24 protein-coding genes are annotated in these 21,034 nt (G+C 70.1%); 12 read left to right on the top strand and 12 right to left on the bottom strand.

The window, feature by feature from the left end; translation table 11 throughout:
• Positions 1-78 precede the first annotated feature (78 nt).
• The 3 genes from ACWPOB_RS09080 to ACWPOB_RS09070 all read right to left on the bottom strand — a co-directional run bounded on the left by ACWPOB_RS09080 (position 79) and on the right by ACWPOB_RS09070 (position 2,826).
• Positions 79-552 (bottom strand): Dps family protein, encoded by a 474-nt coding sequence (locus ACWPOB_RS09080; RefSeq protein WP_100055828.1) that lies wholly within the window; start codon positions 550-552, stop codon positions 79-81.
• A gap of 297 nt (positions 553-849) precedes the next feature.
• Positions 850-2,310 carry a catalase gene (locus ACWPOB_RS09075; RefSeq protein WP_455400602.1) on the bottom strand — a complete coding sequence of 487 codons (1,461 nt, stop codon included), beginning with the start codon at positions 2,308-2,310 and terminating at the stop codon, positions 850-852.
• Positions 2,311-2,394: 84 nt separating this feature from the next.
• The gene (locus tag ACWPOB_RS09070) at positions 2,395-2,826 is read right to left on the bottom strand and encodes a Fur family transcriptional regulator (RefSeq protein WP_100055829.1); all 432 of its coding nucleotides are present in this window, start codon (positions 2,824-2,826) and stop codon (positions 2,395-2,397) included.
• Between the two features lie 137 nt (positions 2,827-2,963).
• Between ACWPOB_RS09070 and ACWPOB_RS09065 the strand changes: the two genes are divergently transcribed.
• Together ACWPOB_RS09065 and ACWPOB_RS09060 are read left to right on the top strand one after the other, a co-directional pair.
• Positions 2,964-3,764 carry a DUF5602 domain-containing protein gene (locus ACWPOB_RS09065; RefSeq protein WP_100055830.1) on the top strand — a complete coding sequence of 267 codons (801 nt, stop codon included), beginning with the start codon at positions 2,964-2,966 and terminating at the stop codon, positions 3,762-3,764.
• A 2-nt stretch (positions 3,765-3,766) separates the two neighbouring features.
• A complete protein-coding gene (locus tag ACWPOB_RS09060) occupies positions 3,767-4,564 on the top strand; it encodes a DUF5602 domain-containing protein (protein ID WP_455400625.1) in 798 nt (265 codons plus the stop codon).
• Positions 4,565-4,580: 16 nt separating this feature from the next.
• Here ACWPOB_RS09060 and ACWPOB_RS09055 read toward each other — a convergent pair whose 3' ends face one another.
• Genes ACWPOB_RS09055 through ACWPOB_RS09040 form a run of 4 tightly spaced genes read right to left on the bottom strand, consistent with a single transcriptional unit; the run spans position 4,581 to position 8,992 of the window.
• Positions 4,581-5,207: an acetoacetate decarboxylase family protein gene (locus ACWPOB_RS09055; protein WP_455400601.1), complete on the bottom strand. Its 627-nt coding sequence runs from the start codon at positions 5,205-5,207 to the stop codon at positions 4,581-4,583.
• Positions 5,200-6,915, bottom strand: coding sequence for an FAD-dependent oxidoreductase (locus ACWPOB_RS09050; protein ID WP_455400600.1), 1,716 nt, complete (start codon positions 6,913-6,915; stop codon positions 5,200-5,202). Before ACWPOB_RS09050 ends, ACWPOB_RS09055 begins: the two co-directional genes overlap by 8 nt.
• Complete coding sequence (locus ACWPOB_RS09045; RefSeq protein WP_455400599.1) at positions 6,912-8,417, bottom strand: flavin-containing monooxygenase; 1,506 nt, start codon at positions 8,415-8,417, stop codon at positions 6,912-6,914. Before ACWPOB_RS09045 ends, ACWPOB_RS09050 begins: the two co-directional genes overlap by 4 nt.
• Positions 8,414-8,992 (bottom strand): TetR/AcrR family transcriptional regulator, encoded by a 579-nt coding sequence (locus ACWPOB_RS09040; protein ID WP_100056815.1) that lies wholly within the window; start codon positions 8,990-8,992, stop codon positions 8,414-8,416. The genes ACWPOB_RS09045 and ACWPOB_RS09040 overlap by 4 nt, the downstream gene beginning before the upstream one ends.
• A 197-nt stretch (positions 8,993-9,189) precedes the next feature.
• On the opposite strand from ACWPOB_RS09040, the gene ACWPOB_RS09035 reads away from it, so the two are divergent.
• The 4 genes from ACWPOB_RS09035 to ACWPOB_RS09020 all read left to right on the top strand — a co-directional run bounded on the left by ACWPOB_RS09035 (position 9,190) and on the right by ACWPOB_RS09020 (position 14,376).
• A complete protein-coding gene (locus ACWPOB_RS09035) occupies positions 9,190-10,356 on the top strand; it encodes an acyl-CoA dehydrogenase family protein (protein WP_100056814.1) in 1,167 nt (388 codons plus the stop codon).
• Positions 10,357-10,405: 49 nt separating this feature from the next.
• Positions 10,406-11,929 carry an acyl-CoA synthetase gene (locus ACWPOB_RS09030; protein WP_455400598.1) on the top strand — a complete coding sequence of 508 codons (1,524 nt, stop codon included), beginning with the start codon at positions 10,406-10,408 and terminating at the stop codon, positions 11,927-11,929.
• 25 nt (positions 11,930-11,954) lie between these two features.
• Positions 11,955-13,295 carry an MFS transporter gene (locus tag ACWPOB_RS09025; protein ID WP_455400597.1) on the top strand — a complete coding sequence of 447 codons (1,341 nt, stop codon included), beginning with the start codon at positions 11,955-11,957 and terminating at the stop codon, positions 13,293-13,295.
• Positions 13,296-13,530: 235 nt separating this feature from the next.
• Entirely contained in the window at positions 13,531-14,376 is an 846-nt protein-coding gene (locus ACWPOB_RS09020) for a PhzF family phenazine biosynthesis protein (protein ID WP_455400596.1), read from the top strand.
• 46 nt (positions 14,377-14,422) lie between these two features.
• On the opposite strand, the gene ACWPOB_RS09015 is transcribed toward ACWPOB_RS09020, so the two are convergent.
• Positions 14,423-14,764 (bottom strand): DUF3703 domain-containing protein, encoded by a 342-nt coding sequence (locus tag ACWPOB_RS09015; protein WP_100056812.1) that lies wholly within the window; start codon positions 14,762-14,764, stop codon positions 14,423-14,425.
• 168 nt (positions 14,765-14,932) lie between these two features.
• Between ACWPOB_RS09015 and ACWPOB_RS09010 the strand changes: the two genes are divergently transcribed.
• Both ACWPOB_RS09010 and ACWPOB_RS09005 read left to right on the top strand, forming a co-directional pair.
• Positions 14,933-15,088, top strand: coding sequence for a hypothetical protein (locus tag ACWPOB_RS09010; protein WP_455400595.1), 156 nt, complete (start codon positions 14,933-14,935; stop codon positions 15,086-15,088).
• A complete protein-coding gene (locus tag ACWPOB_RS09005) occupies positions 15,088-15,522 on the top strand; it encodes a hypothetical protein (RefSeq protein ID WP_050034502.1) in 435 nt (144 codons plus the stop codon). The genes ACWPOB_RS09010 and ACWPOB_RS09005 overlap by 1 nt, the downstream gene beginning before the upstream one ends.
• A 103-nt stretch (positions 15,523-15,625) precedes the next feature.
• On the opposite strand, the gene ACWPOB_RS09000 is transcribed toward ACWPOB_RS09005, so the two are convergent.
• The gene (locus ACWPOB_RS09000) at positions 15,626-16,018 is read right to left on the bottom strand and encodes a hypothetical protein (protein ID WP_100056811.1); all 393 of its coding nucleotides are present in this window, start codon (positions 16,016-16,018) and stop codon (positions 15,626-15,628) included.
• 246 nt (positions 16,019-16,264) lie between these two features.
• On the opposite strand from ACWPOB_RS09000, the gene ACWPOB_RS08995 reads away from it, so the two are divergent.
• From ACWPOB_RS08995 to ACWPOB_RS08980, 4 genes are read left to right on the top strand one after another with little or no spacing between them, the layout of a single operon-like run.
• On the top strand, positions 16,265-16,954 hold the full coding sequence (locus tag ACWPOB_RS08995; RefSeq protein ID WP_100056810.1) for an energy-coupling factor ABC transporter permease: 690 nt from the start codon (positions 16,265-16,267) through the stop codon (positions 16,952-16,954).
• Positions 16,951-17,313 (top strand): PDGLE domain-containing protein, encoded by a 363-nt coding sequence (locus tag ACWPOB_RS08990; RefSeq protein WP_100056809.1) that lies wholly within the window; start codon positions 16,951-16,953, stop codon positions 17,311-17,313. Before ACWPOB_RS08995 ends, ACWPOB_RS08990 begins: the two co-directional genes overlap by 4 nt.
• Positions 17,310-18,068: a cobalt ECF transporter T component CbiQ gene (cbiQ, locus tag ACWPOB_RS08985; protein WP_455400594.1), complete on the top strand. Its 759-nt coding sequence runs from the start codon at positions 17,310-17,312 to the stop codon at positions 18,066-18,068. Before ACWPOB_RS08990 ends, cbiQ begins: the two co-directional genes overlap by 4 nt.
• Positions 18,065-18,817: an energy-coupling factor ABC transporter ATP-binding protein gene (locus ACWPOB_RS08980; RefSeq protein ID WP_455400593.1), complete on the top strand. Its 753-nt coding sequence runs from the start codon at positions 18,065-18,067 to the stop codon at positions 18,815-18,817. Before cbiQ ends, ACWPOB_RS08980 begins: the two co-directional genes overlap by 4 nt.
• Positions 18,818-18,823: 6 nt before the next feature.
• Here the strand turns inward: ACWPOB_RS08980 and ACWPOB_RS08975 are convergent, their stop codons facing one another.
• Genes ACWPOB_RS08975 through ACWPOB_RS08965 form a run of 3 tightly spaced genes read right to left on the bottom strand, consistent with a single transcriptional unit; the run spans position 18,824 to position 21,024 of the window.
• Positions 18,824-19,564, bottom strand: coding sequence for a DUF6390 family protein (locus ACWPOB_RS08975; RefSeq protein ID WP_455400592.1), 741 nt, complete (start codon positions 19,562-19,564; stop codon positions 18,824-18,826).
• Positions 19,565-19,590: 26 nt separating this feature from the next.
• Positions 19,591-20,724: a hydrogenase formation protein HypD gene (gene hypD, locus ACWPOB_RS08970; protein WP_006941958.1), complete on the bottom strand. Its 1,134-nt coding sequence runs from the start codon at positions 20,722-20,724 to the stop codon at positions 19,591-19,593.
• Positions 20,725-20,751: 27 nt separating this feature from the next.
• Positions 20,752-21,024 (bottom strand): HypC/HybG/HupF family hydrogenase formation chaperone, encoded by a 273-nt coding sequence (locus tag ACWPOB_RS08965; RefSeq protein WP_100058375.1) that lies wholly within the window; start codon positions 21,022-21,024, stop codon positions 20,752-20,754.
• Between the last annotated feature and the right edge of the window lie 10 nt (positions 21,025-21,034).

The following is a 21,034-nucleotide window of genomic DNA, read 5'->3' as shown; positions in this document are numbered from 1 at the left end:
AGTAACACAGGTGTTCGATCGCCCGGCGCACACGAAGGGCCACCCGCGGGAGCGGGTGGCCCTCACGGACGCGACGGCTCAGGCGAGCTGCGCCTGCCACATCCAGTGCGTCTGCTCGAGGCCGGCGGTCTGGGCGATGAGCAGATCCTGAGTGACCGGGTCCGCCTCGTCCGTCGCCGCGATGCGCTCGCGCAGGCGTCCGATGACGGCCGCGAGGTTGTCGGTGATCACCGCGACGACCTGCTCGTCCTTGGTCCAGCCTGGGCCGAAACCCGTGGTGCCGGAGTCCTGGGCGACGGTGGTGGCCCGGCCGTCCGGGCTGACGCCGATCGCCGTGAGGCGCTCCGCCACCTCGTCGGTGTAGGTGCGGGCGGCCGTGACGATCTCGTCCAGCGCGAGATGCAGGCTGCGGAACTGCGGGCCGACGACGTTCCAGTGCGCCTGCTTGGCGATCAGGCTCAGGTCGATCATGTCGACGAGGGTGCCCTGTAGAGCGTCCCCGGCGACCTTCTGCTGGTCCGGGTTCAACGTGCTGGTGATCGGTCCGGTCATGATCGGAGCTCCTATCCGTGTCGATGTGCCTCCCGGCGGCGACGGACGTCGCGCGCCGGCCGTCCTTCGGACATACTCCCCCGCTTCAACGCTCGCCGCGGTGGCCGAGTTCCGCGCGGCCGCAGGCAACGAAGTGGACACGGGATCCCTTCGGCCCGGAGTGTCCGTGGCAGCCGCGGCCGCGCGGGCGGATGATGGAGGAAGAATCCGTATCGAGGGAGGACAGAGTGATGCAGACGGTCATCGTGTGGATACTGGCCACCCTCCTCTACTGGTGGGGCATACTCTGACGGGAGGTCAGGCCCGCCCCGCCCGCACGCCCTCCTCGACCTTCTTGCCGAGATCGGCGTCGACGTTCGACCAGTATTCGAAGATCCGCTCGTACAACGCCGCCGCGGTCCCCCCGAGGATGTGGCCGACGATGTTGCCCACCAGCCGCTCACGGGCCGCGTCGTCGAGCACCTCGCGGACCAGTGTGCCGGCCTGACCGAAGTCGTCGTCCTCGGCATGCCGGACGTAGCCGGCCCGCACCGCCTCGGTGCCGAACTCCCACAGACCCTCGTCGCCGGCGGCCTGCGGGTCGGCGTGCGGGCCGCCGAAGCTGTTCGGCGCATACACCGGGGTGCCCGGGTCGTTGAACGAGTACCGCATGGCGCCGTCCTTGGAATACGAGTTCACCTCGTTCTTCGGCGCGTTGCCCGGCAGCTGCGCGTGGTTCGCGCCGATGCGGTAGCGGTGCGCGTCGGCGTAGGAGAACACGCGGCCGAGCAGCATCTTGTCCGGCGACAGGCCGATGCCCGGCACGATGTTCGACGGCGCGAACGCGGCCTGCTCGATCTCGGCGAAGAAGTTGCGCGGATTGCGATTCAGCGTCCAGGTGCCGACCTCGATCAGCGGGTAGTCGCGCTGCGACCACACCTTGGTCAGGTCGAACGGGTTGAAGCGATACCCCTCAGCCTCGGCCACCGGCATGATCTGCACCTTCAGCGTCCAGCTGGGGAACTCGCCCCGCTCGATCGCGTCGTGGAGGTCGGCGCGGTGGTAGTCGGGGTCGGTGCCGGCGAGGCGGTCGGCCTCGGCCTGCGTGAGGAATTCGATGCCCTGGTTCGTCTTGAAGTGGTACTTGACCCAGAACCGCTCTCCGGCGGCGTTGACCCACTGGTAGGCATGGGAGCCGAAACCGTCCATGTGGCGCCAGGTTCGGGGGATACCGCGGTCACCCATCAGCCACGTCACCTGGTGGGCGCTCTCGGGTCGCAGCGTCCAGAAGTCCCACTGCATGGTGTGGTCGCGCAGACCCGAACCGGGTAGCCGCTTCTGGGAGTGGATGAAGTCGGGGAACTTGATCGGGTCCTTGACGAAGAACACCGGGGTGTTGTTGCCGACGAGGTCGTAGTTGCCGTCCTCGGTGTAGAACTTCACCGCGAAACCGCGCGGGTCACGCCACGTGTCGGGGCTGCCCTGCTCCCCGGCGACCGTCGAGAAACGAACGAGGGATTCGGTTTTCGCGCCCGGCTGGAACAGCTTGGCCTTGGTGTAGGCACTGACGTCGCCCGTGACGACGAGTTCGCCGAACGCGCCGCCGCCCTTGGCGTGCACGACGCGCTCCGGGACCCGTTCGCGGTTGAAGTGGGCGAGCTTCTCGATCAGGTAGTGGTCGTGCAGCAGTACGGGGCCCTGCGCTCCTGCGGTGAGCGATTCGTCGTCGCTCGCGACCGGGATGCCGACGTTGTTGGTGGTGGGGCGGGGATTCGTCATGGTGATCCTCCTCTGGAAGGGTGCACGCTCCGCGCCACGTCGCCGCGGTGCGGGTCGTAGGCGGAGTGGAGAAATGTTGCGGGACTACGTCTCTCGGCAGTCGGGGCACAGCCCCCAGAACGTCACTTCGGCCTCGTCCACGACGTAGCCGTGGTCGTCCGAGGGCTCGAGGCACGGCGCCGCTCCGACGACGCACTCGATGTCGGTGACCGCGCCACAGCTGCGGCACACCAGGTGGTGGTGGTTGTCGCCGATCCGGGTCTCGTACCGGGCCGGCGAACCCGCGGGTTCGATGCGGCGCAGGAGCCCGGCCCCGACGCACGCCTTGAGCACGTCGTACACCGCCTGCGTGGAGACGGAGCCGAGTTCGCTCCGCACCGCGGCCGCGATCTCGTCCGCGTCGGAATGGGGATGCGCGGCAACCGCACCGAGCACGGCAACACGCGGAGCGGTCACCCGCAGACCCACGGAGCGCAGTTGCGCCGTGGGGTCGAGGTGCTCATCCGCTCGCTGCATGACCCCAGTATGCCCATTTTCTGGAATTAGTCAAGAAAAGGGTAGCGGGATCGGTCCGCACACGATCCCCTGATTCCGCACAACGGACCCGCCGGCCGGGTCTACCCTGCTTCTCAGCCCACCGGAAGAGGTTCGCCATGCGCACCAACCCCCTCTCTCGCGCCTCCGGGATCGCGATCGCGGCCGGCACCGCGCTCACCCTGCTGCTCGGCTGCTCCAGCGGATCCGACACGGAATCCGATCCCTACTCCTACGGCCCCACCGTCGACGTCGGCGACGGCACGGCCCGCACCTACGTCGAGCAGGGTGACGACGGTGCCCCCACCGCGATCGGGGTCCGCTTCTCGGCGACGGCGCTCGACGGCCTCTCCGACGCCCTCGAGGTGCACACGCTCGAGTTCCCGGCCGAGGCGGACGAGACCGCGTTCGACCACCTGACCATGGACTGGAACCCGCACGGGCACGAACCGGTGGGACTGTTCGACCAGCCCCACTTCGACATCCATTTCTACATGATCGGCGCCGAGAAGATTTCCGAGATCGACCCGGCCACACCGGGGTACGCCGAAGCAGCGGCCAACATGCCCGAAGCCCGGTACATGCCGGCCGACTACGTGCCCGCCGGTCCGCCGGAGATGGCGCTCGTCCCGCAGATGGGGATGCACTGGGTCGACGGCACCTTGCCGATCGCGCCGGGACAGTACGACTTCACCCAGATCCTCATCGAGGGATCCTGGGACGGCGAATGGACCTTCATCGAGCCGATGATCACCCGCGACTGGCTGCTCACCCGCCCCACGATCGACGAGCCGGTGAAACAGCCCGAGGCCTATCAGCAGAGCGCGTACTACCCCACCACCTACTCGGTGAGCTTCGACGACCAGGCGCAGGAGTACGTCGTCGAACTCGGTGGACTCACCATGCGAGAGGAGTCGTGACAGTGGTGCACCTTCGCACGTTCGCGGTGCTCGGAGTCGTCGGCGTGACGGCGACGGCGACGGCACTCGTCGTCGGTTCCGTGGCCGGAGCCCAGGGCTCCACGTCCGTCGACGGCCCGCCCCGCCCCGTCGGAAACGGATCGGCGCACACGTACGTCACCGTCGGACCCGACGACACCCCCACCGCGATCGGCGTCCGCCTCGATGCCGCCGCCCTCGACGGCCTTACGAGCGGTCTGCTGCCCACCACCGAGGCCTACGTGCTCGACGTTCCCGACGGGGCGCCCGCGACGGTCGTCGACCATGTCACGCTGGACTGGAACTCTCACGGCCACAATCCGGAACACGGGTTCGACCAGCCGCACTTCGACGTGCACTTCTACCTCGTCGACACCGCGACGGTGGAGTCGATAAACCCGCTCGTCCCCGGGTATCTCGAGCGGGCGGCGAAGCTGCCGGACCCGAAGTACCTCCCGGACGGCTACGCGCCGTCGGATCCCCAGCCAATTCTCGGCACCGTCCCCAACATGGGACTGCACTGGCTCGACACCGCCGAGCCGCACGGGCACTTCACCGAGACGGTCCTGCAGGGCTCGTGGGACGGCCGGCACGTCTTCATCGAGCCGATGATGACCAGGGACTGGCTGGCGTCCCGGCCCGACCTGCACGAGGAACTGCGGCAGCCGAGCGCGTACCAGCAGTCCGGCTACTACCCCACCACCTACTCGGTGACGTGGGACGACGCGGCCGGGCAGTACGTCGTCGAACTCGGTGGGCTCACGATGCGCGAGGCGTCGTGAGCCCACCGCAGGTTCCCTAGCGCACCGTCCGGGCCGGGCCGATGCTCATCCGGCCCGACGTGATGACGATGCCGTGGTGCGTCCCCGGCAGCAGCCACCGTCCCAGGGTCGGGCCCTGCGCCTCGACGCGGACCCGGGCGTAACGGAACCGTCCCCTCAGCCGTGCCGTGGCGCGGGCCTGGCTGCCGTCCGGTTCGGGCTGTGCGAACGCCAGTCCGCCGACGATCGGCAGTTCCGGACCGCGCGGGGTCGCGTCGGTGTCCACCTTCCATGTGTCGCCCGTGGCGGAGAACCGGCCGGTGACGTCGCCGGTGAACGCAGCGAGCACCTTGGGCAGATGCCAGTGCTCCCGCCCGCCGTGCACGGACGCCTCGGAGTCCACGGCGATGAACGGCACGGCCATCGCCGGGATCAGTCCCGGGCGCAGGACGGGACTCGCGAGCACCTCGCGGTAGGGGCCGACGGGCGATTCGAGATAGTCCACCACCATCGCGAGGGTGAACGGCAGGGTCCGGCCGCCGGGGCCGAACTGGGCCGCCCCGGGCGCGCTGCGGTGCCACCACAGGGCCGCGCGCGCCCGCGCCGACCACGGCGGCGGCGCGGACGTCGGCCAGTCGGTACGTTCGTCGGTGCTCTCAGGCACGCTCCACAACACGGGCGGCCTCCTCTCGTCGGACGGGATGGATGGGCAGGCGCAGCGCCGCGGGAGCCGACTCCGGAACGCTGGGCCGCACCGGCCGCACCGGAGTGACCGGCACGTAACCGGATGCGAGCGTCGGGCGTGGATCGGCCTCACCCTTGTTGGGCCACAACGCCATCGCCCGCTCGGCCTGCGCCGTGATGGTGAGCGACGGGTTCACGCCCAGGTTGGCGCTGACCACGGATCCGTCCACGACGTGCAGGCCCTCGTGGCCGTAGGCGCGCAGGTAGGGATCGACGACACCGGACTCGGGCGAGTCCCCGATCACGCAGCCGCCGAGGAAGTGCGCGGTCATGGGAATGTTGGCCAGGTCCGCAACCGATCCGCCCGCGTCGCCGTCGATCTTGTCGGCGACCCGCCGGATGGCCTCGTGACCCACCGGAATCCACTCCGGTGGTGGCGCGCCGGGTCCGCGACGGCTCGTGAGCCGGCGTCCGAACGGCCCGCGCGTGCTCGCCAGTTCGAGGGAGTTGTCGTCGGTCTGCATGACCAGCGCGATCACGGTCCGCTCGGACCAGCGCCGCACCGACAGGGTGCGCAGGACGGCGGCGGGGTTACGGGCCGCCACTGCGAGGAACTTCACCAGCCGCGGTGTCCGGCCCCCACCGTCGACCAGGAGGGCCTGCAACAGCCCGATGGCGTTGCTGCCCTTGCCGTACCGAACCGGTTCGATGTGGGTGTGGTCGTCCGGGTGGAAGGAGGCGGTGATCGCGATGCCGCGGGAGTAGTCCACGGTGCGGTCCTGCGCCGTCGCGGCGAGCACCGCTTCGGAGTTGGTGCGCACCACCGTGCCCAGTCGCGGCGACAACCGCGGCAGGGCACCGGTGTCGCGCATCGCGAGCAGCAGCCGCGACGTGCCGTAGGTGCCGGCGGCAAGCACCACCTGGTCGGCGGTGAACACGGTGTGGCGCTTGCGGATCCGGTTCGTGCTGCGGGTGCGGACCTCGTATCCCCCCTCGGGGCGCGGGCGGATCTCGGTGACGGTGGTGAGCGGATGGATCGTCGCCCCGGCTCGCTCCGCAAGGTACAGATAGTTCTTGACGAGGGTGTTCTTCGCGCCCACCCGGCAACCCGTCATGCAGCCGCCGCACTCGGTGCAGCCGGTGCGCTCGGGCCCGGCGCCCCCGAAGAACGGGTCCGGCACCGTCTTCCCCGGCTCGCCGAAGAACACGCCGACCGGCGTGGTGGTGAACGTCTCGCCGACCCCCATCTCCTCGGCCACCGAGCGCATCACCTCGTCGGCGGGGGTCGTCAGCGGATTCGGGCGCACGCCGAGCATCCGCGCCGCCTGCTCGTAGTACGGTCCGAGCTCGGCCTGCCAGTCGGTGATGTGCCCCCACTGCGGGTCCTGGAAGAACCGGGCCGGCGGCCGGTAGAGGGTGTTGGCATAGTTGAGCGATCCCCCGCCGACGCCGGCGCCCGCCATGACCAGGACGTCGGGCAGCAGGTGGATGCGCTGCACGCCGTAGCAGCCCAGGGCCGGGGCCCACAGGTACTTGCGCAGTCGCCAGCTGGTCTTCGGCAGTTCGTCGTCGGCGAAGCGGCGGCCGGCCTCGAGAACGCCGACGCGGTAGCTTTTCTCGGTCGCGCGCAGCGCGGCGACGCTGCCGCCGAAGCCGGACCCGACGACCAGCACGTCGTAATGGGTCATGCCGCAATCCTTTCCGAAGCGGGACGGGTCACGTAGTTCTCGGGATCGAAGCGCTTGGCCCGGGCGCGGTACCGCCAGGTGAACGTCGGCCACATCACCGAGTTGCGCCCCTTGCGGTCGAGGTACCAGCTGTGGCAGCCGCCCGCGTTCCACACCGTGCCGGCGAGGGCGGGGTCGAGTTCGGCGTTGTAGTCGCGCTGCGCGCCGGCGGTCACCTCGACGGTGGCCAGTTCCCGGGACCGCATGGTGCGCAGGGCGTCCGCGATGTAGGCGGCCTGCGATTCGAGCATGTACACGATCGAGCTGTGGCCGAGGTTGGTGTTCGGCCCGTACATCAGGAAGAGGTTGGGGAAGCCGTGGACCGAGACGCCCAGGTAGGCGCTGGGGCTGCCGTTCCAGGACTCGGCCAGGGTGCGGCCGTCGTGCCCCCGGATGTGCCGGGCCACGGGCGGTTCGGTGACGGTGAAGCCGGTGCCGAAGATGACGGCGTCGACCTCGTACTCGTTGCCGGTCTCGTCGACGACACCCTTCTCGGTGACCGCGGTCAGCCCGGAGGCAACCACGGTGACGTCGGGCCGGGTGATCGCCGGGAACCAGTCGTTGGACAGCAGGATCCGCTTGCACATGATCCGGAACCCCGGGGTGAGCTTCGTCCGCAACTCCGGATCCGGGACCTGCTTGTCGAGGACCGACAGCGCTCGGCGCTCGAACAGCGGCACGAGCCACCGGCGCGCGAACGGCCGTGTCATCCCGACGACGTACGTTTCCTTCTGCCCGTAGACGGCCCCACGAACGATCTTCTGCGCGAGCGGGAAACGCCGGTAGAGGGCGCGCACCGGACGCGCAATGGTGTGATCGTGCTTGGGCATGACCCACGAGGCGGTGCGCTGGAACAGCGTCAGGTGCCCGACGGTGTCGACGATGGCGGGCACGAACTGGATCGCGGAGGCGCCGGTGCCGATCACGGCGACGCGCTTGCCGCGCAGGTCGTAGTCGTGGTCCCACTCTGCCGAGTGGAACATCTTGCCGCGGAACATTTCCAGGCCCGGCACCTTCGGGAGGGTCGGGGTGGACAGCGCGCCGGTCGCCGAGACCAGCACGTCGGCGGTGAGGTCGCCACGCGACGTCGACACGATCCAGCGGGCGCTCTCGTCGTCCCACTGCGCGTCGCGCAGTTCGCACCCGAACATCGTCCGGTCGGTGACGCCCTGTTCCGTCGCGACCCGCCGCAGGTAGGCGTAGATCTCCTCCTGGGTGCCGTGGGCCTTCGACCAGTCCGGTTCGGGCGCGAAGGAGAACGAGTACAGCGCGCTCGGCACGTCGCAGGCCGCACCCGGGTAGGTGTTCACCCGCCAGGTGCCGCCGACGTCGTCGCCCCGCTCGATCACGAGGACGTCGGCGCGCGGGTCCTCACGCAGCAGCGTGGCCGCTATGCCGATGCCCCCGAAACCGGCCCCCACGACGAGCGTGTGGACGTGCGGCGGGAGGGTCTCGATGCTCACTTCATCACCAGTTCCTTCCAGACCGGGAGCAGCCGCTCCCGGATCTCACGATCCGATTCGGGGGTACGCATCAGGGCGGCGACGGCGAGTCCGCGGGCCAGCTCGATGCTCAGGTCGATTCCGTCGGGGCCCATCCGGTCCCCCATGATCTCGAGGCAGCCGACCCGCAGCGCGTCGGAGACCTTGCGCTCGAGGGGGATCACCGCCTCGTGCAGGGCGGGATCGGTCCGGGCGGCCACCCACAGCTCGAGCGCGGCGTGGAACAGCGGTCCACGGAACGCGTCGGTGAGGACGTCGAGGCCACGCTCGGGGTCCGGGCTGGCCTCGAGGATCTCCGTGAGGCGCTTGTCGACGAGGTGCTCGACCGCGGCGACGACGAGCGATTCCTTGGTCGGGAAGTGATGCAGCTGCGCACCCCGGGACACCCCGGCCCGTTGGGCGATGACCTGGGTGGTGGTGCGGGCGTAGCCGAGTTCGACGAGCGAGTCGACGGCCGCGTCCAGGAGTTTCGCCCGGGTCACGGCGGTGCGCTCGGCCTGCGTGCGCCCCGTGCCCTTAGATGTGGTTCGAGTCACAAGAACGGACGGTAACAGCAAAACAACAAACAGTCCAGACTGCTTGCAAGTTTTTAGCGGAGATACATATCCGCAGCTGAGGGCGCCGGCCACCCGGAAAGCGGATGGATTTCAACCGTTGACTATTTCAATCATTATTGATCTACTGTGATCTGCGCGACAAACCACGAGGTCGCAGAAGGAGGACCGCCGTCTCCATGAGTGCCGTGTCGCTCGAACGCACCATCTACGAATCCGACCACGACGCGTTCCGCGAAACCGCGCGACGCTTCGCCGAGCGCGAGGTCGCGCCCCACCTCGCGGAGTGGGCCGCGGCGGGCCGCGTCGATCGCGAGCTGTACCGGCAGGCCGGCAAGCTCGGCCTGCTCGGTGTCGCCGTGCCGGAACGGTTCGGCGGCGGGGGCATCGACGATTTCCGGTTCGGCGCCGTGCTCATCGAGGAACTCGCCCGCGTCGGCGCCCAGGCCGTCACGATGGGCTTGTCGGGATTCAACGACCTGGTCGCCCCGTATTTCGCGGCCCTCGGCACCGATGAGCAGAACCATCGCTGGCTCGCCCCCATGGTCGCCGGCGAGACGATCGGCGCGATCGCCATGACCGAACCCGGCGCCGGCAGCGACCTCGCCGCCGTCGCCACCACCGCGCTTCCCGACGGCGACCACTTCGTGCTGAACGGCAGCAAGATCTTCATCTCCAACGGCCTGCTCGCCGACACGATCATCGTCGTCGCGAAGACCGATCCCGCCGCCGGGAAGAACGGGGTGAGCCTGCTCGTCGTCGAGGACGGCATGCCGGGGTTCACGAAGAACGGTCCGCTCGACAAGGTGGGCCTGTCCGCGCAGGACACCGCCGAGCTGGTGTTCGACGACGTCCGCGTGCCCCGCGCCAATCTGCTCGGCGAGGAGAACCGGGGCTTCGGCTATCTGCGGCACAACCTGCCGCAGGAGCGGCTCAGCATCGCGGTGACCTCCATGGCCCTGATGACCCGCACCTTCGAGACGGCGCTGCGCTACGCCACCGACCGCACGGCGTTCGGGCAGCGCATCGCCGACTTCCAGGCCAACCGCTTCTACCTCGCCGAACTGGCCACCGAGATCGAGATCGCGCAGGTGTTCGTGGACCGTTGCATCCTCGACGCCGCCCACGGCCGGCTCGACGAGGTGACGGCGGCGATGGCCAAGTGGTGGGTCACCGAACTGCATCTGAAGGTGGTGCACCGGGCCGTGCAGCTGCACGGCGGCTACGGGTTCATGAAGGAGTACGACGTCGCCCGCGACTATCTGGACTCCCGGGCCGGGACCCTCTACGGCGGCACCACGGAAATCATGAAGGAGATCGTCGGCCGCCGGCTCACCCGGACGTAGTCGCTTCGGCCACAGACCATCCCGAATCCCAAGGCATCGAGGAGATCCCGTGCTCAACCAAGGTACCGGAACCTGGCCGCACCGACGCGCCCGGCAGGCCCCCGACGCGGTCGCGCTCGACTTCCGCGGCACCACCGTCACCTACCGCGAACTCGACGAGCGGGTCACCCGGCTCGCCCACGCCCTGCGCGCCCGGGGTATCGGCCCCGGAGACCGGGTCGCGCTGTTGTCCGCGAACCACCCCGCCTACCTCGAGGTGCTCTTCGCCGCCGGCCTGCTCGGGGCCGTGTTCGTGCCGCTCAACGCCCGGCTGACCACCCACGAAGTGGAGTACTGCCTGGCCGACTCCGGCAGCGCCGTCCTGATCCATTCCGCCGCCCTCGCGGACGTCGCCGACGCAGCCGCCACCGCGGCCGGCACCGCCCGGCGCGTGGTCCTCGACGGGGAACCCGACGGCCGGGCCGTCGGCTACGAGGAGATCATCGCGACCGCTCCCGCCGACCGTCTCGATGTCCCGGTCACGCACGACGACCCGTGCTTCATCATGTACACCTCCGGCACCACGGGCCGGCCCAAGGGCGTCGTCCTCACCCACGGCAACGTGGTGTTCGCAGTGATGAATCCGATCGTCGATCTCGACTTCCTCTCCGACGAGGTGGCCCTGGTCGCCGCACCGCTCTTCCATACCGCCGCCTTGAACTTCGTCGCCCTGCCGACCCTGCTCAAGGGCGGCACCGTGATCATCGAGGAAGGCTTCGAAGCCGGGCAGATCCTGCACCTGATCGAGACCAAGAGGGTCACCTACTCGTTCGGGGTGCCCACGATGCTCGACGCGATGAGCGCCCACCCGAACTGGGACCGCACCGATCTGAGTTCGATCCGTCGCTGGATCGTAGCCGCCGCACCGGTACCGCCGCGGACCCTGCAGACCTACACCGCCCGCGGCGTCCGCCTCTGCCAGGGATACGGATTGACCGAGACCGGTCCGGGCGCACTGATCCTCACGCCCAAGGATGCCGAGCGCAAGCTCGGCACCGCGGGCGCCCCGCACTTCTTCACCGACGTGCGCGTCGTCGACCCGGACGGCACCGAGGTCGCCCCCGGCGACCGCGGCGAGATCCAGATCTCCGGCCCGAACGTGATGCGGCGGTACTGGAATCGCCCCGACGCCACCGCCGACGCGTTCACCAGCGACGGCTGGTTCCGCTCCGGCGACGTGGGGGTTCCCGACGAGGACGGCTTCGTCACGATCGTCGACCGGCTCAAGGACATGATCATCTCGGGTGGCGAGAACATCTATCCCGCCGAGGTGGAGGCCGCCATCCTCGACCTGCCCGGCGTGCTCGGCTGCGCCGTCTTCGGTGTGCCCGACGAGAAGTGGGGTGAGGTGGGCCGGGCCGCCGTCACCCTCGCCGACGGCGCCACCCTCACCGAGGACGAGCTGTTCGCCTTCCTCGGCGAGCGCCTCGCCAGGTACAAGATCCCCAAGTCCCTCCTCGTTCTCGACGAGATCCCCCGCAACGCCACCGGAAAGATCCGCAAGGACAAGTTGCGCGAGCAGTACGCCCACTGACCCGACCGCCACTGCAGGAGCTCCCATGACCGTCACCGCATCCGCGGACATCACTGCGGCCCAGAGAAAGAAGGAAGTTCGACGCGTCGTGCTGTCGAGCTACCTGGGCAGCACCATCGAGTTCTACGACTTTCTGCTCTACGCGACCGCGGCAGCGATCGTCTTCGCACCCGTGTTCTTCTCGGACCTGTCCCCGCTCGCCGGGACCATCGCGTCGATGGGCACGTTCGCCGCGGGCTACCTGGCCCGCCCTTTCGGCGGCGTCGTCTTCGGGCACTTCGGCGACAGGTACGGCCGCAAGTCGATGCTGCTGATCTCCATGACGGTCATGGGCGTCGCGTCGTTCCTCATCGGTCTCGTCCCGCCGGCGTCGGCGATCGGATCCTGGGCCGCAATCATTCTCGTGCTGCTGCGCGTGTGCCAGGGCATCGCCGTCGGCGGTGAGTGGGGCGGCGCGGCGCTCATGTCCCTCGAGCACGTCGGAGGGCGGGGGCGCGGCTTCGCCGCCTCGTTCACCAACGCCGGCGCACCCACCGGTTCACTGCTCGGCACCCTCGCCCTGGCGCTGGTGGCGCTGCTGCCCGAGGACGACTTCCTGTCGTGGGGCTGGCGCATCCCGTTCCTGCTGTCCGCGGTGATGCTGGCCGTCGGCCTGTTCGTCCGGGCGAGGGTGTCCGAGAGCCCGCTGTTCCGGGAGGCGATGGCCAAGCAGGCCGAGGTGGATGCCACCGCGGTCGACAGGCGGACCCCGCCGATCCTGAGCATCCTGCGCCGTCCGCGGAACCTGCTGCTCGTCGCCCTGGGGTGCATGGCCAGCTTCGGCATCCAGACCATGTTCACCACGTTCGCCATCGGGTACGCGTCTCATTCCGGGGTGACCCGATCGCAGGCGCTCATGGCGTTCGCCGTCTGCCAGTTCATCGCGATCTTCACCCTGCTCGGATTCGCCCGCCTCTCCGACCGCGTCGGCCGGCGACCGGTGATGCTGTTCGGTCTCGGCGCGTTCGTCGTGCTGATCGTGCCGATCCTGGCGCTGCTGTCGTCCGGCAACGTCGCCCTGGTGACGCTCGGGTTCGTGCTCGGCTTCGGCGTCTGCCAGTCCGCGACCTACGGTCCGATGGCGGCGTACATCGCCGAGCAGTTCGGCACCGCGGCCCGGTACACCGGCGCCTCGCTCGGCTACCAGGGCGCGACACTGCTCGGCGCGGGCTTCACGCCGGTGATCCTCGCGTCGCTGCAGGCGGCCGCCGGCGGCGGCACCGGCCTGGTCGCGGCGTTCATGATCGGGCTGGCAGTCCTGAGCGCGGTGTTCATCCTCCTGGCGAAGGAGAGCAAGGACCGCGACCTGAGCACGTACGAGCACTGAATCCCTCGAACGGTGAAGGGCGCGCAGGGACTTCCCTGCGCGCCCTTCGTCGTTCAGCGCCGCGTCGGCACGTGACCGATCCCGGCCTCGAGGTGGTTCGGATCGATGCGGTCGAGCGTCGCGGAACGGATGGTCGGCACTGCGCCCATCGCAGAGTCGCCGGCATATTCGGATGCGCCCCGCCGGCGCCGCGACCACAATCGTCGGGACGGAACCGACGAAGGAGACACAGCCGATGGTGCAGCCACGTTCCCGGGACTTCGCTCAGGTCGACGTGTTCGCCGCCGAGCCGTACCGGGGAAACCCGGTCGCGGTCGTCCTCGACGGCGCCGGCATCCCCGACGAGGCGATGGCGCAGTTCGCGGCGTGGACGAACCTGTCCGAGACCACGTTCGTCCTTCCCCCGACGACCCCCGAGGCCGACTACCGGCTGCGCATCTTCACCCCCGGCGCGGAGATCCCGTTCGCCGGCCATCCCACGCTCGGCTCGGCGCACGCGTGGCTCGAGGCCGGCGGCGTGCCGAAGACTCCGGGCCTTCTCGTCCAGGAATGCGGAGCCGGACTCGTCGAACTGCGCCACACCGACGAGTCGGCAGCGTTCCGCGCCCCCGAGCTGGTCCGTCGCGGCGACCTCGACGAGGACCACCTGGCCCGCATCGCCCGTGGCCTCGGGATCGCGCGCGAGCGGATCGTGGCCCACAACTGGGTCGACAACGGGCCCGGCTGGGCTGCGGTCCTGCTCGAGTCCGCGCAGGACGTGCTCGACCTCGAACCCGACGACCAGCACATGCGCGACCTGATGCTCGGGGTCGTCGGCCCCTACCCGCCGGGATCGCCGCAGCAGTTCGAGGTCCGCGCCTTCGCCGCGCCCGTCGGCGTCAAGGAGGACCCGGTGACGGGAAGCCTCAACGCCGGTGTGGCCCAGTGGCTGATCGGCGCCGGCATCGCTCCGGCCGACTACCGGGCGAGCCAGGGGACGCGCGTCGGCCGCCGCGGCATCGTGACCGTGCACTCGTCGGGCGACGAGGTGTGGATCGGCGGACACAGCACGACGTGCATCCGCGGGACCGTGCACCTGTAGGAGCCGGTCGTGACCGGGGCCCGCTCCTCCGAACCCGGGTGGGCGACTACGCCGACAGCACCCGGGCCAGATCGGCCGGAACCGGCATCGGCGTCGTCAGGCCGGCGGCGACCCGTCCGGTGTTGCCTTCGGGATACCGCCCGGTCATCGAACCGGGAGCAGCGACGACGATCCGCACGACCTGCCCGAGGGCCTCGCGGCGGTCACGGCAGCGCAGCGCCAGGGCGAACATCGCGACGTGATTGCAGGTGTGCAACCACGGATCCGGCTGAGACAGGATGTGCGCCCGTTCGAGGTGGCGCCACCGTTGCCGCGGGTCGCCGGCGGTTTTCGACGCGGACATCTCCCGTCGGTAGAGGTCCCGGGCGGCGGTACCGATGCGCGGCATGACCGATCCTTTCGGTGAACGTTGTCGAGCGAGTTGTCAGCAGCATTCCTCGGTCTCGGCTACCGAGCAAGAACGGGCCGCCACGGGTCGATCGTTCACACATGTGCGTGGCCGGAATTCCCGCTCCCCCTCTGCGCCACGAGTGATTCGAGGACGGTCAGGACCGTAGTGACCGCAGCGGCCCACGTGGTCGTCGTCGCTCTCGCACCGACGGCCCTCGTCCTCACCCTTCTCGCCGTGACGAAGGACGGCGGCGTCCCTGTCGCCGCAGGCGCCACTAGGATCGGCGGTCAGGTGCCGATCACAGCAGTCGAGGACGGGTGATGGAAACTCTCGCACGCTACGTGGAACTGTTCGTGCCGATGCTCTGGCTCGGGATGGTGCTCGCCATCTCCTTCCTCGAAGCACCCCTGAAGTTCCGGGCGCCGGGAATCACCATCCCCCTCGGACTCGGTATCGGTCGCCTGGTGTTCCGGGCGCTCAACACGGTGGAGGGGGTCCTCGCCCTCGTGCTGATCGCGGCGTGCCTGGTCTCGTCGCCCGGTACGACCGGGTGGATCCTGCTCCTCGTGACGGTGGCCGTGCTGGCGGTCCAGGTGGCGGTGATCCGCCCGCCGCTGACGCGCCGCTCGAACCGCATCCTCGCGGGGGAGGACGCACCCCGCTCGAAGGTGCACTACGCCTATGTGGCGCTCGAGATCGTCAAGGTCGCCCTGCTGATCGCGCTGGCGATCGTGCTGGCGCGCACGTTCGTCTGACGCCCCCGGCGCACCGGGCTCGTTGCTCCGCCCGAACAGCGCGTGTCCTCGGCGCGGTGCACCCCCGCCCGGCGGGGCCGCCGTCACCTCGGGTCGTGTCGGCTCACCCGGCGGGCCGCTCCTCGGTCGGCGACGTCGTGGCGCCACCCGGGGTCTCGGAGGGCTCCGCCGACTTGCGGGTCTCGTCGGCCACCGGCCGGCCGGCACCCCCGGTGCTCGCCTCTTCCCCGTCGTCCGGTGCGGGACGGACATCCCCGCGCTCCGTCCGTCCCTCGTAGGGCGGGACGACCGCGTCCGCATCCCCGACCGTCGTGGTGTGCCCGGGTCGGTGCGACCCCGCGTCGCCGGGGTCGGCGGAGATCATCTCGTCGTCCTCGAACGCGCCGGCGGGGCGGTCCGCGGGCCCTCCTCCGGGGCCGGTGGAGCCCATGTCGCGCGAGCCGGGGGCACCCCGCTCCGACTGCGGTTCCTCTTGCCTTCCGGTTCCGTCGTTCATCGCTTCTCCTCGGGGATTCGAGCATTCCGACGAATGGACCCCCTCGCTCCATCCGAGCACGCGGCGCCGCGTTTGTCGACAGTCGATCTCGCCGGGGAGACGGCAGGACGCCCCACTGCGGACCGCGCCGCACGAAGGTCCCGGCGGAACGGGACGAACCGGCCCGACGGCCGAAAGCCTGTTCAGTTGTTCAGGTGGGCAGCTAGAATCGCGTCGACGCATCCTCACGTCTCGGAGGTTCTTCCGATGGACGTCGTAGCCATGCACATGAGCGACGGTCTGCTCGACGCGCGGACCTCGCTGGTGTTCTTCGTCGTTGCCGCGCTCGGCCTCGCGGTGGCGCTCCGCAAGGCCCGGTCCGAGCTCGACGAGCGCACCGCTCCCCTGGCCGGCCTCGTCGCGGCGTTCGTCTTCGCCCTGCAGATGATCAACTTTCCGGTCCTGCCGGGCGTGAGCGGGCACGTACTCGGCGGCGCGCTCGCCGCCGTCCTGGTCGGTCCCGCGACCGCCGCCCTGTGCCTGACGGTCGTGCTGGTCGTGCAGTCACTGCTCTTCGCCGACGGCGGTCTCACCGCCCTCGGCGCCAACGTCACCAACATGGCCCTGCTCGGCGTCGTCGCCGGGTACGGCACGGCCGTGGCGCTGCGTCCGCTGCTGCGCCGGTACCCGTGCGGACCGGCCCTCGGCGTGATCTCTTTTGCCGCAGCGCTGGTCGCGACGGTCGCCGCGGCGACGGGGTTCCTGGTCGAGTACGCGGTCGGCGGCACCGCCGGGTCCGCCGGCACCGTCGCTGCGTTCCTGCTCGGCACCCACGTTCTCATCGGCGCCGGGGAGGGACTCGTCACCGCCGTCACCGTCGTCGCGGTGGCCCGGGCGCGGCCCGACATCGTCCATCTGCTCCGCCCGCTGCGGCAGCCGACCCGGGCACCGGCATGACGCGCCGGCGTGTCCTGATCCTGTTCGCGGTGGCGGCGTTCCTGTGCGCGGGGGTGCTGTCGTACCTTGCCGATTCGAGCCCCGACGGACTCGAGGCCGCGACCGCGCGGGGGTGTGCCGTGGTCGAGGTCGACGGTAGCGCCACCGTTACCGGGGAGTGCCCGGCGAGTGCGGCCACCGACCATCCGTGGGACGCAGGTCCGCTGGCCGGTTACACGGTCGGCGGCCACGCCGGATCCACCGGCGTGGCCGGGGTTCTCGGCGTCGCCGTGACCTCGGCGGTGGCCGCCGCGCTGTTCCGTGTGCTCGTCCGTCGACGGGACGCATCCGGGAACAGGACTCCGGGAGCGCGGCCGTGACCACCGCGCTGCGGAGCGGGCCTGCACGCGCGACGACTGCTGTACACCGCCTGCCCACCGAGGTGAAGATCGTCGCGGCAACGGCATTCGTCTTCGTCGTGGTCGCCACTCCGCGCGAGGCGATGTGGGCGTTCGCCCTCCATTTCGCGGTCGTCGCGGCGATCTGCGTACTCGCCGGGATCCGCTGCGCCTGGCTGGCGCCGCGCATGTCGATCGAGGCACCGTTCGTCGTGCTCGCCGTCCTGCTCCCGTTCGCCGAGGCCGGCGAGCGGGTCGGCGTCCTGGGGTTCTCCCTGTCGGTTCCGGGCCTGTACGCGGCGTGGGGCATCCTGGTCAAGGGCACCCTCGGGGTGCTCGTCTCCCTCGTCCTCGCGGCGACCACCCCGGCTCGGGACCTGCCCGCCGGCCTGGCCCGCCTGCGGGTTCCGGCACTGATCACGACCGTAGCGGTGCTCATGCTGCGCTATCTCGAACTGCTTGCCGCCGAGGCAAACCGAATGCACCGCGCCCGGATCTCTCGTGGCGACGACCCACGCACCGTCTACCGCATCGGAGCGACGGCCCGCGGAATCGGGGGGCTGTTCGTCCGTGCCTACGAGCGCGGTGAGCGGGTGCATCTGGCCATGCTCTCCCGCGGATTCACCGGTGCCGTCCCGGCCTTCGGTCCTCCCGCCACCGCGGTGGCCTGGGCCGCGGGCCTGCTGCCGGCCGCCGTCGCCGGTGCCGTGTGCGCCGCCGCCTGGGTGACGGCATGACCGCGGAGCCGGCCGTGCTGCTGTCGGGGGTACGGCACGTCCACCCCGACGGGCACTGCGCCCTCGACGGCGTCGACCTCGCCGTCGCCGCCGGTGAGCGGGTCGCGGTCCTCGGCCCGAACGGCGCCGGCAAGACCACCCTGATGCTGCATCTGAACGGCGTACTGGTGCCGTCGTCCGGGACCGTCCGGATCGGCGGGCTGCCGGTCGCGCGGCACACCCTGCGGGAGATCCGGCGACGTGTCGGACTGGTGTTCCAGGATCCCGACGACCAGTTGTTCATGCCGACCGTCGCACAGGACGTGGCGTTCGGGCCCGCCAACTTCGGCGTTCCCGCAGCCGAACTCGACGCCCGGGTCCGCGAGGCCCTCGAGGCGGTCGGCATGACCGAGCACGCCGACCGCAACACCGCACACCTGTCCGCGGGTCAGCGTCGACGGGTCGCCCTCGCCACCGTGCTGGCGTGCCGGCCCGACGTTCTGGTCCTGGACGAGCCGTCCACCGACCTCGACCCCGTCGCCCGCCGGGAACTGGCCGAGGTCCTCCTCGGCATCGACGGCACCCTGCTGCTGGTCACCCACGACCTCCCGTACGCCGCGCAGTTGTGCAGCCGGGCCGTGATCGTGAGCGACGGACGACTCGTCGCGGACGGTCCGATCACCACCCTCCTCGCCGACACCGAACTGCTCGCCGCGAACCGGCTGGAACTGCCGTGGGGTTTCGCCCTGCCGCAGACCGATCCGTGCTGAGCGTTGTCACCCCGCGGCGAGCCGGCCGTTGGTGCGGTCGAGCTGCCGCATCGTCGCGGCTTCGAGCCGCTCCACCTCCTCCTCCCCGAGCCGGTCACACAGGAAATCCCAGTGCAGCGCGACATGTTCTCCGCGCCGCAGTCCCGGCACGAACACACCGGCACCGGTGCGGCGCCGTACCGTCTCGGCGCGTTCCGCGCCGAGACGCAGGCGGGCACCGTCGAACTCGAGCCGGCGACTGCGCACCGTCGCCGTGTCGGCTTCGATGTCGACGACGGTGCCCCAGCGGATGCGGCACGAGTCGAGAACCTGTACCGGCTGGGGCATCCCGGTGGTCAGCAGTCGCGACCACGGGTACACCCCCAGCACGTGGAACGCGTGCGTCGGCGCCGCCTCGGCAAGCAGCTCGGGTGTCAGGTGGGTCCAGTAGTGACCGGCCCGCGTGCCCAGCCGCTCGAGCAGCCGCGTCCCGAACGCCACCGGATCGATCCGGTCCGTCAGCGCGTTCCCGGTCCAGTAGGCGCGCACCACCTCTGCGTCGAGGGGGTCGCTCCGGCCGGCCAGGGCCGCGATCAGCTCCTGGTAGGGCCACGCTCCGGTGAACCGCCGGGCGGCGGCCACGACCGCCGCGCCGTCGCCGTGCCCGCACGCTGCGGCCTCGAGGGCCGCCGCCCCTGCCGGGCCGCAGTAGCCGAGTGCGTTCGGCGCATGGGCGTAACGGGCGAAGAGCCGCTGCCCTTCCGTCACCACTGCCCCTCCGTCACTGCCACGGATCAGGCCGTTCCGCGTTGCCCCACCAGCGCCGCGGTGTCCCGGTGCAGCCGGCCGAAGTTGTAGTAGGCGGCACACGCCCCCTCCGGTGACACCATGCAGGTGCCGATGGGGGTCTCCGGCGTGCACGCCGTGCCGAAGACCTTGCACTCCCACGGTTTGATGACGCCCTTGAGCACCTCGCCGCACTGACATGCCTTCGGGTCGGCGACGCGCAGCCCGGGCATCGAGAACCGCTGCTCGGCGTCGAAGTCCGCGTAGTCAGGGTGGATGCCGAGCGCGCTCTGCGAGATGAATCCGAGGCCGCGCCACTCGAAGTGCGGCCGCAGCGCGAACGTCTGCGCCATCAGCCGGAGTGCCTGCACGTTTCCCTCGGGCCGCACCACCCGGCTGTACTGGTTCTCCACCTCGCACCGGCCGTCCCGGATCTGCCGCAGCAGCATGTGCACCGAGGCGAGGATGTCGAGCGGCTCGAACCCGGCCACCACGATCGGTTTTCCGTACACGGCGGGGACGAAGCGATAGGGACGCAGTCCCACCACGGTCGACACGTGACCCGGTCCGAGGAATCCCGAGAGCCGCAGATCCGGCGACTCGAGGATCGCCTTGATGGGCGGGACGATCGTCACGTGGTTGCAGAACACCGTGAAGTTGCTCAGGCCGAGCTGTCTCGCCCGCACGAGCGTCACCGCCGTGGACGGGGCGGTGGTCTCGAATCCGACGGCGAAGAACACCACATGCCGGTCCGGGTGGTCCACCGCGATCTTCAAGGCGTCCAGCGGGGAATACACAAATCGGACGTCGGCGCCGCGGGCCTTGGCCTCGAGCAGGTTCCCGCGCGAGCCGGGCACCCGCATCATGTCCCCGAACGTCGTGAACACCACGTTCGGTTGCTCGGCCAGCCACATGGCGTCGTCGATGCGGCCCATGGGGATCACGCACACCGGACAGCCGGGGCCGTGCACCAGCTCCACCGACGCGGGCAGCAGGTGTTCGATGCCGTGCCGGTAGATGGTGTGGGTGTGGCCGCCGCACACCTCCATGAACTTGAACTCCTCCCCGGCGGCGAGGTCGGTGATCGAGGCCACCAGGGCGCGCGCCGCCGCGGGGTCGCGGAACTCGTCGACGAATTTCATGATCCTGCTCCGCCTTTCATCCGGTGCTCACGCGATCTCGGACGCGTTGAAGGCTTCGATCTCGTTGACGTAGTCGGCGCCCATCTTCCGCACCTGATCGAGGGTCAGCTTCGCCTCGTCCTCGTCGATCCGGGCCATCGCAAAGCCGACGTGCACCAGCACCCAGTCCCCGACCTGCAGGCCGGTGCCGGCGAGCAGCCGGACGCTGATGGTCCGCTGCACGCCGTTGACGTCCACCTTCGCCAGATGCTGGGCGGGGTCGACCATGTCGACCACCCGGCCGGGAATCCCCAGGCACATTGCGTCTCTC

It is taken from the genome of Rhodococcus sp. 2H158 (genome assembly GCF_053764755.1).
This window is presented reverse-complemented; position numbering and strand designations above follow the sequence as displayed.

What these genes read in the sequence shown, in the direction of transcription:
- ACWPOB_RS09080 (WP_100055828.1), bottom strand. Translation starts at nt 552, where the DNA reads ATGACCGGACCGATCACCAGCACGTTGAACCCGGACCAGCAGAAGGTC.
- ACWPOB_RS09075 (WP_455400602.1), bottom strand. Translation starts at nt 2,310, where the DNA reads ATGACGAATCCCCGCCCCACCACCAACAACGTCGGCATCCCGGTCGCG.
- ACWPOB_RS09070 (WP_100055829.1), bottom strand. Translation starts at nt 2,826, where the DNA reads ATGCAGCGAGCGGATGAGCACCTCGACCCCACGGCGCAACTGCGCTCC.
- ACWPOB_RS09065 (WP_100055830.1), top strand. Translation starts at nt 2,964, where the DNA reads ATGCGCACCAACCCCCTCTCTCGCGCCTCCGGGATCGCGATCGCGGCC.
- ACWPOB_RS09050 (WP_455400600.1), bottom strand. Translation starts at nt 6,915, where the DNA reads ATGACCCATTACGACGTGCTGGTCGTCGGGTCCGGCTTCGGCGGCAGC.
- ACWPOB_RS09035 (WP_100056814.1), top strand. Translation starts at nt 9,190, where the DNA reads ATGAGTGCCGTGTCGCTCGAACGCACCATCTACGAATCCGACCACGAC.
- ACWPOB_RS09025 (WP_455400597.1), top strand. Translation starts at nt 11,955, where the DNA reads ATGACCGTCACCGCATCCGCGGACATCACTGCGGCCCAGAGAAAGAAG.
- ACWPOB_RS09020 (WP_455400596.1), top strand. Translation starts at nt 13,531, where the DNA reads ATGGTGCAGCCACGTTCCCGGGACTTCGCTCAGGTCGACGTGTTCGCC.
- ACWPOB_RS09015 (WP_100056812.1), bottom strand. Translation starts at nt 14,764, where the DNA reads ATGCCGCGCATCGGTACCGCCGCCCGGGACCTCTACCGACGGGAGATG.
- ACWPOB_RS09005 (WP_050034502.1), top strand. Translation starts at nt 15,088, where the DNA reads ATGGAAACTCTCGCACGCTACGTGGAACTGTTCGTGCCGATGCTCTGG.
- ACWPOB_RS09000 (WP_100056811.1), bottom strand. Translation starts at nt 16,018, where the DNA reads ATGAACGACGGAACCGGAAGGCAAGAGGAACCGCAGTCGGAGCGGGGT.
- ACWPOB_RS08995 (WP_100056810.1), top strand. Translation starts at nt 16,265, where the DNA reads ATGGACGTCGTAGCCATGCACATGAGCGACGGTCTGCTCGACGCGCGG.
- ACWPOB_RS08990 (WP_100056809.1), top strand. Translation starts at nt 16,951, where the DNA reads ATGACGCGCCGGCGTGTCCTGATCCTGTTCGCGGTGGCGGCGTTCCTG.
- ACWPOB_RS08980 (WP_455400593.1), top strand. Translation starts at nt 18,065, where the DNA reads ATGACCGCGGAGCCGGCCGTGCTGCTGTCGGGGGTACGGCACGTCCAC.
- hypD (WP_006941958.1), bottom strand. Translation starts at nt 20,724, where the DNA reads ATGAAATTCGTCGACGAGTTCCGCGACCCCGCGGCGGCGCGCGCCCTG.
- ACWPOB_RS08965 (WP_100058375.1), bottom strand. Translation starts at nt 21,024, where the DNA reads ATGTGCCTGGGGATTCCCGGCCGGGTGGTCGACATGGTCGACCCCGCC.